This window comes from Chryseobacterium sp. 27AL (assembly GCF_057815395.1).
The window spans coordinates 84,280-98,400 of record NZ_JBYRIW010000010.1 but is presented as its reverse complement, the minus strand read 5'-3'; the positions used below and the strand labels follow the sequence as shown (position 1 = coordinate 98,400).

Sequence of the window (14,121 nt, the reverse complement as noted above, 5' to 3'; positions counted from 1 at the left end):
ATTATGTATGCAAAAAGTCTTATCATTTTAATTACCAACAAGCTAATTATTGCATTTATTTAAAATTATTTCTTGTTTTGGATTTTTGTTATTTAAAAATGGATTTTCCAAAAGCTCTCTCTGATTGGTTTTTACATTATAAAATCCATACCATTTAAATACAATTTGTTTATTACTTATTACTTTAATTTCTGCTATTTTTTCTCTTGAAGAGTACTCTTCCCAATTAAGATCGGCATTTTTTCCGGAAACACCTGTAATGAAATCATATTTTATTTCATATATATTATTAAGTTTTTCGGATGAAGTAGATATTGATACCCAGTGTTTTTTTTGAGTATAAAAGCTTAATTGACCTTCATCATCTGCGATATAATATGAGGGCAAAGCATCATCACATGAATTGTAACGGTAATAGCCATTTATAACAGTCTCAGTACTATCATAATTTGTAGATAGACTATCTACATTAAAATTATTATAAGTTTCGTTATAATTTAAAATACTGGGTATGTCATTAACTTTTATATCTGTTATTTTAATAGTATTATCTATTTTTTTTAATGTTATATAAATGTAATTTTTAGAATTATCAAAACTATTACTTATAGAAATTTCAAACTTATTATTATCTTCAACAGATTTTGAAATGCTTAAATTTTTTCTCCAATCTGATTCTACATCTTGTGCATTTATTACAGGGTCATAATCTAGATTTAAATGCTTGATTTTATTATATAAATCAATTGTCATGTATTTTTTCCTTAATTGATCAAGTTTTGTTTCAACATCTTTATCACTTTTTTCCATTTCTGAAAAATAAGATGTATAAAATTTTTTTAATTCCTGTAATGCATTATCATCAATTTTTATTCTTTCTATTTTTTTCTCAGAGGAACTAGTCGTTTGACTACATGCTTGAAATGAAAAAAAAGCTACTAAAAGCAGAATTATTTTTTTATTTATCATTTTTAATTTTTTTATTTCCATCTAAAAATATTATATCTAGGGGGATTTTTTCTATATCCTGGTCCAGGCCACATATCTATTTGTTTAAAATCAGAAACCCATTGGCTTCCATTATACATACAAATATGACCATGTGGATGATTTGCTATACTTTGTATTACACTAATATCACCTTTTTTTGGTGTATAATTCTCAGTACTAATTTGTGTAAAGCCTAATTTTGGTAAAAATACATCATAATTTTTTGCTGAAATTGGCCTTCCATTTGTTGATAATCCTCCTGCCTCAATTGCAATTCTTACATATTTAGCACATGCGGAAATTGATTTAGGCTCTACATTAGAATTAATTTTTGCTACTGCTTTATCAATATCATATTTCTTCTTTGTTATTTGTTTACTATCATTATTTTCTTCACAGCAGTTATATCCAAAGTATTTTTTTAAAAAACCTGGTTTAATGTGTAATTTAGCAATACTTCCTTCCTGGCCAGTTAATTCTTCGTTTAAAAACTTATTATATAATTTTTTTACAGTCTCTATACTTTCTTCTCTTTGTCCATATCCTGCACCGGGTAAACTGGCCCATTCTTTAGCACATTTATTAATTGCTCCTTCAAGGTCATTGTTTTTAATATCATTAAAAGCTCTTTTCTTTTTAATTAGTAGATAAGCACAATAAATGTCTTGGCTTTCTGGTGAAAAATCTTCAACTTTATTATCACTTCTCCATTGTGAAAAATTTTCACTGTCCCAATTAGTTCGTGTTATTTGATAAGCTCCTGCTGCTGTTGAATTATGTTCTTTTATGTATATTTTTGGATGTGATTTAAAATTAGAAAATTTAGATCCTCCAACAATACGAGAATATCCTCCTTCGTCAATTGTTCCTTCTCCTTTTCTAATCATCCTCATAAACGCCCTAACCTTAGCCTCACACTCACAAACCTCATTTTTATCATCCTGTTTCACCGCCTGTGGAGCCTTCACCTCCACAGTACTCCTCCCAGACTTCTCCATAGCATCAACCCCCACCTGCTTTTTATATTTCCCTTTTATAACAACTTCTTCAATCAGTATTTCTTTACCGTAAATCTTATTGGGATCTATAGTGCTGCTTACAGTTTGGGTAAAAATATAATCAGGATTTTTTACCTCAGCATTTTTACTTACAGATTTATGTTGGGCGGTTTCTGCCACTACATAATATTCATGGATCTTGTCGTGGCTTCCATCCATCACGGCATTGGCTATTTTGGAAAATTCAACTGGCAGTTTAAACTCATGCCATAAGAATCCGTCCTTATTTAGATTTCGTGTAATGCTGGCTACCTTATTTTTCTCATTCTTGGTACTATGTCCGGAGCCGTTAACATCATCTTCATACAAGCTAAGCTTTATTTTTTCTCCCGGCATATTTTGGGTATAAACCTTTACCTTAATGCTTTGCCCATATTTGAGGACAGTATCTTCTTTGATAGGAGTATCGTCGCGCATAAACAATTCTACACGATCAATTTTCTTGTTTCTTCCCGGGAGTACTTTTACTTTCAATCCGGGAGGAGCGGACTTTTCAGGTTCGTACAGATAAGCTTCTATTAAGATTTCTTTACCTACAAGCTTTTGATTGTTAATGGTTAAAGGTATTTTATAACCTTTCTTAGGTGGCGTTCCCGGTTTCTGACGTAGCTCACGGAAGCTTCCTTTATCGCGTACATATATTTTCCAATTGGTAATACCTATCTTTTCTGTATCATTAATATCATAAAATCTACTTACTTCATAATAAACAGTTTCTCCCAGATGTATTTCTTCCGGACCTTTGATTTTTGAGATTCCTTTTTTTGCCATAATCTATTTTATTCAAAATCAATTGTATTATCATTTTCCATCTCATCAATAAAACTCCTCAAATCAACCAACGAATTGATATAGCTGTGGAAATTCCTGTCCGCATTCTTGAAGTTCTGTTTGGTCAGCTCTTCCCGCTGGCCGTGATCCATTACTTTTATTTTTCCGCCGATGGTGCATTGGAGCTCTGAGATTTCGGTAATAAGAGCGTTGTCCATAACTTTTACATTCTGGTAGAACTTCTGCCATTTATCTGCAGGAGAAAAAGTACAGGGCTTTCCGTTTTGAAGCGAACAATTTCCAAACGGTACTGCAGGAGGGTTGAATTGCACATCATTTTGGGTCACGGCAAGATAATCGTCGGAAGAACCATCGTCATTGATATAATGCTTCTTGTGGCTACTAACCTTAAATTGTGGAAACTTAGCCCCTTTGTCGCAGATGGCTTTCCCTTTCTGGATTACAAAAAGTTTTCCGTCGTGTTCACTCGCCGCTTTCTCTTTAGGTTCATTTTTATTTTCTTTTTCATGCTGATCTTCATTAGATTCTTTTTTGTTATTTCCGGAAATTTCCTTTGCATTTAATTTATCAGCATTTTTCGCTCTCTTACTTTCCATTTCACCGTTAATTTTCTCTACTTCATGGACATCAGGGATGGTAAGGATCATTCCTTCACGGATGTCATTTCCGATACCTTTCTCTATAGGACCATTAAAATTGTGAAATGTTTTCAGCGTATAGGGATCAGGTAATCCTATATCCCGGGCGATAGACGATAAAGTCTCGCCCTTTTTTACTTTATATTCTTTCATTTGTGTGTATTTGTGTCGAATTAATGTTTCAAACGTATCTGTATTTCTTTAAATTCCTTTGTGTGATAATCTAATGATTCTACTTTTATTTCGGCCTTTTGCAGTATTTTTTGGCTTTTATACAGATGGTATTTAGCCGTAATGGTAGATTCAGGCAATTCACATTCATCATTCTGCTCCTCTTTACTTTTTATATTCCCGAAGATTTCGTGCAGACTGCGGTTATCAATAGATTGAGATTCCTGCTTTATGGTGATCAGCTTATCATTGATGTCGATTTCATACACATTTTCGTGCAGTAATTCATCAAATAAGAAATGAGCTGAATTCTCAGATTTCCCTTCAGCATATATTTTAAAATAAACCGAAAAATAAAACTGAAGAAAAATTTCCTTCCTAAGACAAGAGGTCAGAGTATCCCTATCTTCTATAACAGTATTTATTTCATCAATATATCTTAGAGACAGAGCATCTTCATAAAGATTGTAAAGGTTCTCTTTTAAGGTTTTCCATTTATTATAAATCTCTTTGTAGTTATGAACATACGACAACAAACCATTTTTATTAATCCCTACCTCTACATAAGAAAACACAGATGCACATTTCAAGGCCAGATTATATACCTTTAATTCGGGGCTTTCACCATTTAATAAAAGCTTTTCTTTTTTGTATTTAAAAATATAATTAGAGTCATGCTTATCCAGATATTGTAATAAAACTTCAAATTGTACGTGATCTGTTCTATTTTCAAAAACATCTCTTATTTCAACGATATAAGTGTGATCAATAGATTGAAAATCAGGCAATAAATTTCCGTTTTCAATCTGATGGTGATTTTTTATATTATTTTCTTCACTATTTAAATTTCTTTTTCCTAAAATAGTGCGGATATCATTTTCATCAGGGATAAAAATTTCCTGTCCGGCAAAAAGAGTATTGCCCAGATGGTTGCTGTCTTTAGGTACATGCTGATAGTGGAAATATTTCAATAGCTCTATATCCGGAATCTGATACTGTTCAGCAATCTGTTCCAAAGTTTCTCCTTTTTTTGCAATATGGGATTTCAGATAAAGTCTCATACTGTAAAAATTGTTTTGGAAGTCAGCCTTGAAATTAATGCTGAAAGAATAAAAGTATCCCGAAAAGGAAAGTTTTGTGAAAGCATATTTTCCATGCGTTTGTGTTTATGTTTGGTCAAAAATATAAAAATTAATTTAAATTTTTTGCCGCAAACATAAAATCCGGTAAATTCAAGGGTATCAATGTTTTTTTGAATGTAAATAAAAACATAACTAAATATTTGCTTACGCATACATTTAAGCAGAGATAAAAAGACGTTTGATGAGGTTTGAATTAGAAAAATCTTTTAATTCCCAAAAGGGTAATAATTAATACACCAACTCAGAATTGCAATCCGAAACATCTTGGTCTTTACAGAGCGCAGGATCGATAACATCTTATATTCCTCCGAGATAAAGTTACATTCCTGCAATGTAACTTTACTTTTTTATGATATGGTTTTACTTTCTTGTAATGTGGTTTCACTTTCTTGCGATCCGGTTTCACTTTTTTGCCATCTGGTTTTACTTTTTTGCTTCATTGTTTCACTTTTTTGCCTTATTGTTTTACATTGGCACGATATAAAGTTACATTTTAGCAATACGGTAGAATATTCTTGCATGATAAACTCATATTCCTGCGTCCTAAAATGTAAAGACAGTAATAGACATTCAAATGCTAAAGCAATTCTTCCGGAGATTCTTCATTCCATCGCATTTCATTCAGCATGACACACCAGATAGCGCAGATTTACAATCCTTGCTTCTATACAATGCTAAACAAAAAACCACCGGAAATCCGGTGGTTTCAAATATCATAGATAAATACTAATCTTATGCTTCAGTTGAAGGATTGTTGTCCTCAGCAGGCTTTTCACCCTGTGGTTTTTGCCCTTCAGGTCTGTTTGGTCTTCCCTCACCTTCCTGTCTTGGTTTCCCTTCCGGCTTCGGAGGTCTTGGCAACAACACTTTTCTTGAAAGCTTCATTTTCTTACGGTCATCATATCCCATAAATTTCACTTCCACTTCATCTCCTTCTTTATAAGGTACTTTATCAAGACGCTTCCACTCGATCTCCGAGATGTGAAGAAGTCCTTCCGTACCTTTTGCAATCGCTACGAAAGCTCCGAAATCCATGATCTTCACCACCTTTCCGTTGTACACCTGTCCTACAACCGGTACAAAAGTGATTTCGTTGATTTTTGCCACCGCCGCATTGATCTTCTCTCTGTCGGTACCCGCAATTTCGATACGTCCGATCTCACCGATTTCTTCAATGGCAATAACTGTATCCGTATCTTTCTGCATCTGCTGAATGATTTTTCCACCAGGCCCGATTACCGCACCGATGAAGTCTTTCGGAATCTCCATTACGACCATTTTCGGAGCGTGTGGTTTTACATCAGCTCTTGGCTCAGCAATTGTTTCCGTGATTTTATTTAAGATATGTAATCTTCCTTCTTTAGCCTGCATTAAAGCTTTTTCCATGATATCCATAGAAAGTCCCTGGATCTTGATGTCCATCTGACAAGCAGTGATACCATCGGCAGTTCCCGTTACTTTAAAGTCCATATCCCCAAGGTGATCTTCATCTCCCAAAATATCAGAAAGTACGGTAAATTTACCTGATTTTGTATCAGTGATCAATCCCATGGCGATACCGGAAACAGGTTTTGTAATCTGTACCCCAGCATCCATTAATGCTAAAGTTCCCGCACAAACCGTGGCCATAGAAGACGAACCATTTGATTCAAGGATATCGGAAACGATTCTAATCGTATATGGATTTTCTTCAGGAATTACGGCCTGTAAAGCTCTCTGAGCTAAGTTTCCGTGTCCTACTTCTCTTCTTGAAGTTCCTCTCAAAGGTCTTGCTTCACCCGTAGAGAACGGAGGGAAGTTATAATGTAAAAAGAATTTTTCGTCATGTTGCGCGATAACGCTGTCGACCATGTTAGCATCTTTTACAGAACCCAACGTTACAGCCGTTAATGACTGCGTTTCACCTCTTGTAAAGATCGCAGAACCGTGGGCTCCCGGAAGATAATCGATCTCAGACCAGATCGGACGGATTGTTTTCGGATCACGGCCGTCAAGACGGATGTTATCTTCTAAGATCATCTGACGCATCGCTTCTTTTTCTACGTCATGATAATATACTTTTGCGAAAGGAGTTACTCTTTCAAGCTCCTCAGCATTATCTACATACTGAGCAAGGAACTCATCAAGAACAGCCTTGAATTTTTCTCCTCTTTCTTCTTTTGCAGATGGCGTTTTTGCTACTTCATATACTTTATCATAGCATTCTTTCCATACTTTTTCACGGATCGCTTCGTCGTGAACTTCATGCAAATATTCTCTTTTCGGGAAAGCTTTACCTACTTTTTCAGCTAATCTTTCCTGACCTTCAATTTGTTTTTTGATTTCAGCATGTGCGAAGATGATAGCTTCCAGCATTTCCTGCTCAGAAATCTCTTTCATCTCTCCTTCTACCATTACAATAGAATCTTTGGTAGCACCCACCATGATATCAAGCTCAGAATCTTTTAGCTGCTCATAACTTGGGTTAATAGCCAGCTGACCGTCAAATCTTACCACTCTTACTTCAGACATTGGTCCGTTGAAAGGAATATCGGTAATGGCAATTGCTGCAGAAGCGGCCAAACCTGCCAAATCATCAGGAATTGTCTTCCCGTCATAAGAGATCAATGAAATCATCACCTGAACTTCTGCGTGAAAATCTTCAGGGAAAAGCGGACGCAATACTCTGTCCACCAATCTCATTGTTAAAATTTCCTGATCAGAAGGCCTAGCTTCTCTACGGAAAAAGTTTCCGGGAATTCTTCCTCCTGCATAAAATTTTTCTCTGTAATCTACCGTTAATGGTAAAAAATCCACTCCTGGATTTGCTTCCTTATTGGCTACAACCGTTGCTAAAAGCATTGTTCCGCCACATTTTACAACTACGGATCCATCGGCCTGTTTTGCCAGCTTACCCGTTTCAATAATAATTTCTCTGCCGTCTGCAAGAGTAATCGTTTCTGTAAACGCTTGAGGTATACTCATAAAAATTGTCTTCTTGTACTCCGTATTGAGTACGATTAATATTTAAACTCTTTAAATTTTCGATGCAAATTTAATGTAATTATTTGGATATAACACTTTGTCGGCCTAAAATCCCTACTAAAATCAAGGCAAATTTATGTTTTTAGTAACGCAGCTTCTCTTGTACTTTAATGTGGTAATCTTAAAAACGATAAATGAGGTAAATAAAAAAGCAACTCCTTTCGAAGTTGCTTTTGAAAATCTTGTAGATTATTTTCTTAAACCTAGTTCAGCAATAATTGCTCTATATCTTTCGATATCTTTGTTTTTAAGATAATCCAGTAATCTTTTTCTTTTACCTACCAGTTTTACCAAAGATCTTTCAGTGTTGTAATCTTTGTGATTGCTCTTTAAGTGAGCAGATAAATGGTTGATTCTGAAAGTGAAAAGAGCTACTTGTCCTTCAGCACTTCCTGTGTCTTGTGCAGATTTTCCATGTTTTGCGAAAATTTCCTGCTTTTTTTCTGTATTTAAGTACATTCCAATATTATTTAAATGATTATTATGTAACGGCTGCAAAATTACGATTTATTTTGGATTCTGCAAACATTATTGATTTCGTAAATTGAAATTGATAGAAAAAAATGTTAAATATTTCTTAAAAAAATTATGCTATCCCATTAAAAGGCAGTAATTTTGCATAGGAATTAATGATGAGAAAATCTACTACTTTCGCCATATTCGCTATTCTTATTTTATCGGGCTTTTCTTTACTTAAAGCGCAGAAGAGTTATGACGCTAAAATAAAAAAAGTGTTGTACTTCAATCCACAGGTTGAGCCTGATATTGAAGAGATAAAAGAGCCTACCAATACCGCTTTTTTCAGTGCTGTTTCAGATAATTTAAGTGAAAGAAAAAACAAAATGCTGAAAACGGAAACCCAGATTTCTTTTGACAGTATCGACAAAAAGACAATTGCGGATTATTGTATTAATAATGATGCAGATTTTGCCATCGTGCCCAAAGTAAAATATTTCAAAGTTGGAATCGGAAAATATGTTTTTTCCAACCAGGTAATAGTAAGCATGAAACTTTTTGATGCTTCCGGAAATCTCATTACAGAAACCGATTATGATACGTATAAGAAAAACATGCGACTTCTGGGATCTACGGTAAATTCAGTGAAGATCGGTACAAACGGCGCCATTAAAGGAATTCTCAAGCAATTGCGAAAAATAAAACCTTCTGACGAAACCGGTTTTTAAATTTATTCTTCAATAAGCTTGCCGACAGAAACATCTCTTTATCAAGATATTATGCACACCATTGATTTTCATAAATTTATATTCATTCTAAAGTGAATAATTTAAAAAAAATTATTATTTTAGTTATAACAATTCATTCAAACTTATCTCAATTCAAATTCTTCTTACACTCGCATCATTGTGAGTGTTTTGTGTTTATTAATTTTCTACCTCTAAAAAAAATATCATCATAACGTGAATAATCCAAATATTTTGATTATCTTTATAATGAACACAATAAAACTTAATCATATGAAAAATTTAAAGAAACTTGACCGCAACAGTCAGAAATCAATCAATGGCGGTTCGCTGCAAAAATGTCAATATCATTTTGAATGTCCGGGAGGATCCTGTTGTCAGAATGTCTGTGTGTATTACAATTGTCCGGAAGTGTAAATTTAAACAATAATCACCATAATCCATTTACTATGAAAAATTTAAAAAAATTATCGAGGAAACAGCAAGAAATAATCAATGGAGGAGCCGTTACCAAATGTACGACCCATTCCGACTGTGTTATAGGATGGTGCTGCAACAGAACGTGCGCTCCGTATGCCTGTATAGAAGATTAAGCGTAAAACAAATTTTATTAGAGCATCTGTTTACAGGTGCTTTTTTTATTGATACCAGTTTAATTAATTCTTAAATTTATAGCAGCCATGGCTTGTTTTAAAAATTTGAACTATTTTTGCATAACCAAAATCTGAACGTTTGAATTCTAAAGACGAACTTATCTTTAATCCTGCCGATATTGCCGAAACTCTGAGCGAACTTCACGCTGACGAGAGGCTTTTGGCATTCCTGAAAGTTCCGAAAGAATACAAAGCAGAGGTTTTCTCACATCTAGACCCTGATTTCCAGGAAGAAACCATCCGAAGCATCGGAAGCGACGAAGTATCCGAAATTCTTAATGCGATGACGCCCGACGACAGAACGGCTCTGTTTGAAGATTTTCCGGATGAACTGATTAAATATTCTATTAACCATCTGAATCCTCAGGAAAGGAGGATTGCATTGAAATTATTAGGCTACGATTCTGATTCTATTGCACGTCTGATGACGCCTTATTACATCCAGATCCGGAAAGAATGGACAATCAAAAGATGCCTTCAGCAAATCAAAAAAGTCGGAAGCAAGGTAGAAACCATGAATTACCTGTATGTCGTGGATGAAAGAAACCGGTTGATCGACGATATTGCTCTTGGAAGCCTTCTTCTTGCGGAGGAAGACACTTTGGTTTCCGAAATCACTGATAATCATTTTGTTGCTATTACAACTACCACTTCAAAGGAAGACGCTGTTCAATATTTCGAAAAATATGACAGGGCCGCACTTCCAATTGTTACAGAATCCGGTGTGCTGGTAGGAATTGTAACGATTGATGACATTCTGGATCAAATTGAGCAACAAAACACTGAAGACATCCAGAAATTCGGGGGTCTTGAAGCATTGGACGTTCCGTATACCCAAACTTCGCTGATTGAAATGGTGAAAAAGAGAGGAATGTGGCTGATCATTCTTTTTTTCTCTGAAATGCTGACTGCTTCTGCGATGGGATATTTTGAAGATGAAATTCAAAAAGCGGTGGTATTGGCGCTGTTTGTTCCTTTAATCATATCCAGTGGCGGGAATTCCGGTTCGCAGGCTGCCACATTGATTATCAGGGCGATGGCACTCCAGGAAATCGGACTGAAAGACTGGTGGTACGTGATGCGAAAAGAGATATTCACCGGATTATTTCTTGGAGGAATTTTGGGAATTATCGGTTTCTTAAGAATTATGATCTGGCATCAGGCAGGTTTCTTTAATTATGGAATATACTGGCCGTTTGTTGGTTTAAGTGTCGGTGTTTCTTTAGTGATGATTGTTCTTTGGGGAACTCTTTCAGGTTCTATGGTTCCGTTTATTTTAAAGAAATTAAAACTTGACCCCGCTACCTCTTCTGCTCCTTTCGTGGCAACATTGGTTGATGTCACAGGACTTATCATTTATTTTTCAGTGGCCGGGCTTTTCTTAACCGGTAAACTTTTGTAATTTAGGCAATCACTAAAATATCAGAATGAAAGTTGTTTCTCTTGTCCCCTCAATTACTGAGGCTTTATTTGATTTAGGTTTAACGGAAAATAATGTGGTGGGAAGGACAAAATTCTGTATCCATCCTGCAGAAAAAGTGAAAAATGTAACGGCTATTGGCGGAACGAAAAATATTAATATTGATAAAATAAAAGCTTTACAACCCGATCTTATTCTGGCCAACAAGGAAGAAAATGTGAAAGAACAGGTTGAAGCTTTAATGACTGATTTTAAAGTAATGGTGACCAATGTCGAGACTATTGAAGATAATTATTATTTGCTTAAAAATTTAGGGCAAATTTTCAACAAACAGGATAAAGCGCAAATGTTCAATCTTAAAATTTATGATGTTTTACAACAAACCAAAATTAATAAGAAGATAAAAGCAGCTTACCTCATCTGGAAAAATCCTTATATGACCATAGGATCTGATACTTTCATCCATAGAATACTGGAAGAAATAGGTTTTGAAAATATTTTTAAAGGTAAGAAACGTTATCCTGCAATTGAAATTGAAGATCTTAATGATGCAGAAGTTATCATGCTTTCATCTGAACCGTTTCCTTTTAAAGAAAAGCATATTGAAGAACTAAAAGCTTTTTATCCTGATAAAAAAATCATGATTGTAGATGGGGAAGCTTTTTCATGGTACGGAACACATATCGCAAAATGCAGCGACTATTTTAAAGAACTAATTCATGTAGTTACCAAATAAAGGCCTGAAATTTAACCCACAAAATCACAAAAGATAGTTGTTGATTATTGAAGTAAGGTATTTTATTTTAATAAGCGCACAAAGTCAGTATGACCAATCTTTGAATACTTCCAAATTAGTGAAACTCCATACCAATACCTAGCCCGGATAGCAACGGTTACCCCACAGCAGACGTAGGCTTTGCGGCTGGGCGAGGAGTAAAAGTGGATAGCCGGAACAGCTTCTTACGAATACAACAAACTGATAAACAATACCATAAGATCTAAATATCGGTTTTAATGACCTTAGTACCGGAGAAATAAGACAAAAAAACTCCGGCTAAAAAACCGGAGCCGCATTCTTATTGAAATAGTGTTATTATAAAATTTTGGAGACTTCGTTGCAAAGCCATTCCAGCAATTCACGGTCTTCATCCGTAAAAGGATTGATCGTGTGAGAATCGATATCAATTTGTCCTATATTTTTTCCGTCTTTGAAGATAGGAACAACAATTTCTGCTTTTGTATCAATGGAGCAGCTCAGATAGTTGCTTTCTTCATGTACATCAGGAACTACAAATGTTTCGTTAGAAACGGCAACCTGCCCGCAAATTCCTTTTCCATAAGGGATAATCGTGTGATCCGTGGGAGCTCCAACATAAGGCCCCAATTTCAGTTCGTCTTTATCTCCATTTTTGAAGTAAAAACCGGTCCAGTTGAAATATGATATTTCCTGATCTAAAAGATGGCAAACTTTTTCAAGTTTCTCTTCGGTATTATGTTTTGGACTTTCTAATATTGATGAAAGTCTTTTTTTTAATTCTGACATTTTATATTGTTTTTAAGAGAATTGTTTTAACGAAAGTTCTTCTTTATAGCCGAACATTCCGCGTTCTTTAATCATTTCCGCGACGCCTTCAGGAAGCTGAGTTTCCCAGCCTTTGATGTTGCATCCGATCTTTTTCAAAATATCTCTTGAATAAATTTCCAGGAACTCCGGATTGTAGTTGGTAATGTCTACAATACGTTCGTTGTGCTTGAAATATTTATACAATTCTTTCAGGTTTTCTTCTACTTTTAATGTGGAAGAATCCAGCAGTTCATGGGTTTCAGGGTCTTTATACGGATACAGATATACCCTCATTCCGTTTCGGAAAAACTTACCAAAAGCTTCCAAAATTCCTCCGGAAAGATTTCTGTAATATTTTTCATCAAACACCATCAGGAGATTATTAACACCCATGGCCACTCCGATATTTCCGTTTGTATACGATGCAAAGTAATCAATAAGTCTATAATATTCTGAATAATTTGAAATAATAACAGTATAGCCCAATTTTCCTAATACATCAACCCTGTCTAGGAAATCTCTCTCATCGATATCTCCGTCTGCACGAAGATTCGAAATGGTGATCTCAATCAGAACCTCGGTTTCGTCAGGTGTACATAGGGCATCTTTAAGAAACATGTCAAGACCGTTTTTCAACATATCAATATTTACCTTCGTTACGGGCCTGAAGCTTCCTCTTACCGCAAAAATATTTTTTTTGTATAAAATATCTGCGGGAAGCATATTGTTTCCTTCTGAATTAAAAATTACAGCATCTGTCATTCCGTTTTTCACTAACTGAAGTGACATCAACCTGTTATCTACGTATGAGAAGGCCGGTCCGCTAAAATCAATCATGTCAATTTCAAGATTGTCTTTAGCAACATCATCGTATAAAGATTCAATTAAATTCCGCGGATTATCATAATAATGAAATGCCCCGAAAATAAGATTTACTCCAAGATTTCCTAAAGTTTCCTGCTGTAACGTGGCATCATTTTCTTTAAATTTTACATGAATAACAATTTCATTGTAATCTTCATTCTCCTTCACCTGAAAACGGATTCCTACCCAACCGTGACCTTTAACTGTCTTGTCAAAATTAATGGTTGTAACGGTATTTGCGTAAGAAAAAAACTTTCTGTTCGGGTTGTTTTCTCTGGAAATTCGCTCTTCAATTAAAGCTACTTCATAGCGAAGCATTTTTCGAAGTCTGTTTTGGGTAACGTATCTGTTTTTTACCTCTTTTCCATAGATCGCATCACTAAAATCCTTGTCGTAAGCAGACATAGCCTTAGCGATTGTACCGGAAGCTCCCCCTGCTCTAAAAAAGTGTCGAACAGTCTCCTGCCCTGCTCCAATTTCCGCGAAAGTACCATAAATAGTAGGATCTAGATTAATTGTTAATGCTTTTTGTTTAGGAGTTAGTTTCTGATACATTAGGACATTAAATTTTTCGTAAATTTACCAAAATTAAAACAACCTCAA

General features: G+C 35.0%; 13 protein-coding genes. 5 read left to right on the top strand and 8 right to left on the bottom strand.

Going from position 1 to position 14,121, the window contains the following annotated elements; genetic code table 11:
* Positions 1-42 precede the first annotated feature (42 nt).
* The 6 genes from AC3WV0_RS13940 to rpsO form a co-directional block, all read right to left on the bottom strand.
* Complete coding sequence (locus tag AC3WV0_RS13940; protein ID WP_488846710.1) at positions 43-990, bottom strand: YqhG/Tai3 family protein; 948 nt, start codon at positions 988-990, stop codon at positions 43-45.
* Positions 981-2,819 (bottom strand): glycoside hydrolase family 24 protein, encoded by a 1,839-nt coding sequence (locus AC3WV0_RS13935; RefSeq protein ID WP_488846709.1) that lies wholly within the window; start codon positions 2,817-2,819, stop codon positions 981-983. Before AC3WV0_RS13935 ends, AC3WV0_RS13940 begins: the two co-directional genes overlap by 10 nt.
* 8 nt (positions 2,820-2,827) lie before the next feature.
* Positions 2,828-3,631 carry a PAAR-like protein gene (locus AC3WV0_RS13930; protein WP_488846708.1) on the bottom strand — a complete coding sequence of 268 codons (804 nt, stop codon included), beginning with the start codon at positions 3,629-3,631 and terminating at the stop codon, positions 2,828-2,830.
* A 20-nt stretch (positions 3,632-3,651) separates the two neighbouring features.
* Positions 3,652-4,710, bottom strand: a complete 1,059-nt coding sequence (locus AC3WV0_RS13925) for a LysM peptidoglycan-binding domain-containing protein (RefSeq protein ID WP_488846707.1) — start codon at positions 4,708-4,710, stop codon at positions 3,652-3,654.
* 813 nt (positions 4,711-5,523) lie between these two features.
* The gene (locus tag AC3WV0_RS13920; protein ID WP_488846706.1) at positions 5,524-7,755 is read right to left on the bottom strand and encodes a polyribonucleotide nucleotidyltransferase; all 2,232 of its coding nucleotides are present in this window, start codon (positions 7,753-7,755) and stop codon (positions 5,524-5,526) included.
* Positions 7,756-8,004: 249 nt separating this feature from the next.
* A complete protein-coding gene (gene rpsO, locus AC3WV0_RS13915; RefSeq protein ID WP_089999419.1) occupies positions 8,005-8,274 on the bottom strand; it encodes a 30S ribosomal protein S15 in 270 nt (89 codons plus the stop codon).
* 170 nt (positions 8,275-8,444) lie between these two features.
* On the opposite strand from rpsO, the gene AC3WV0_RS13910 reads away from it, so the two are divergent.
* The 5 genes from AC3WV0_RS13910 (at position 8,445) to AC3WV0_RS13890 (ending at position 11,826) form a co-directional block, all read left to right on the top strand.
* A complete protein-coding gene (locus AC3WV0_RS13910; RefSeq protein WP_488846705.1) occupies positions 8,445-8,999 on the top strand; it encodes a pyruvate decarboxylase in 555 nt (184 codons plus the stop codon).
* A gap of 291 nt (positions 9,000-9,290) precedes the next feature.
* Entirely contained in the window at positions 9,291-9,434 is a 144-nt protein-coding gene (locus AC3WV0_RS13905; RefSeq protein WP_488846704.1) for a bacteriocin-like protein, read from the top strand.
* Positions 9,435-9,466: 32 nt separating this feature from the next.
* Positions 9,467-9,610, top strand: a complete 144-nt coding sequence (locus tag AC3WV0_RS13900; protein ID WP_488846703.1) for a bacteriocin-like protein — start codon at positions 9,467-9,469, stop codon at positions 9,608-9,610.
* A gap of 139 nt (positions 9,611-9,749) precedes the next feature.
* Complete coding sequence (mgtE, locus tag AC3WV0_RS13895; RefSeq protein WP_089999421.1) at positions 9,750-11,072, top strand: magnesium transporter; 1,323 nt, start codon at positions 9,750-9,752, stop codon at positions 11,070-11,072.
* 25 nt (positions 11,073-11,097) lie between these two features.
* Complete coding sequence (locus AC3WV0_RS13890) at positions 11,098-11,826, top strand: ABC transporter substrate-binding protein (RefSeq protein ID WP_488846702.1); 729 nt, start codon at positions 11,098-11,100, stop codon at positions 11,824-11,826.
* Between the two features lie 357 nt (positions 11,827-12,183).
* Here AC3WV0_RS13890 and AC3WV0_RS13885 read toward each other — a convergent pair whose 3' ends face one another.
* Positions 12,184-12,633, bottom strand: coding sequence for a GAF domain-containing protein (locus tag AC3WV0_RS13885; RefSeq protein ID WP_312903037.1), 450 nt, complete (start codon positions 12,631-12,633; stop codon positions 12,184-12,186).
* 12 nt (positions 12,634-12,645) lie between these two features.
* Entirely contained in the window at positions 12,646-14,073 is a 1,428-nt protein-coding gene (locus AC3WV0_RS13880) for a TonB-dependent receptor (RefSeq protein WP_488846701.1), read from the bottom strand.
* Positions 14,074-14,121: the final 48 nt, after the last annotated feature.

Coding starts and splice junctions, on each gene's coding strand:
- AC3WV0_RS13930 (WP_488846708.1), bottom strand. CDS start 3,631: ATGAAAGAATATAAAGTAAAAAAGGGCGAGACTTTATCGTCTATCGCC.
- AC3WV0_RS13935 (WP_488846709.1), bottom strand. CDS start 2,819: ATGGCAAAAAAAGGAATCTCAAAAATCAAAGGTCCGGAAGAAATACAT.
- rpsO (WP_089999419.1), bottom strand. CDS start 8,274: ATGTACTTAAATACAGAAAAAAAGCAGGAAATTTTCGCAAAACATGGA.
- AC3WV0_RS13885 (WP_312903037.1), bottom strand. CDS start 12,633: ATGTCAGAATTAAAAAAAAGACTTTCATCAATATTAGAAAGTCCAAAA.
- AC3WV0_RS13940 (WP_488846710.1), bottom strand. CDS start 990: ATGGAAATAAAAAAATTAAAAATGATAAATAAAAAAATAATTCTGCTT.
- AC3WV0_RS13925 (WP_488846707.1), bottom strand. CDS start 4,710: ATGAGACTTTATCTGAAATCCCATATTGCAAAAAAAGGAGAAACTTTG.
- AC3WV0_RS13905 (WP_488846704.1), top strand. CDS start 9,291: ATGAAAAATTTAAAGAAACTTGACCGCAACAGTCAGAAATCAATCAAT.
- AC3WV0_RS13880 (WP_488846701.1), bottom strand. CDS start 14,073: ATGTATCAGAAACTAACTCCTAAACAAAAAGCATTAACAATTAATCTA.
- AC3WV0_RS13920 (WP_488846706.1), bottom strand. CDS start 7,755: ATGAGTATACCTCAAGCGTTTACAGAAACGATTACTCTTGCAGACGGC.
- AC3WV0_RS13910 (WP_488846705.1), top strand. CDS start 8,445: ATGATGAGAAAATCTACTACTTTCGCCATATTCGCTATTCTTATTTTA.
- AC3WV0_RS13900 (WP_488846703.1), top strand. CDS start 9,467: ATGAAAAATTTAAAAAAATTATCGAGGAAACAGCAAGAAATAATCAAT.
- AC3WV0_RS13890 (WP_488846702.1), top strand. CDS start 11,098: ATGAAAGTTGTTTCTCTTGTCCCCTCAATTACTGAGGCTTTATTTGAT.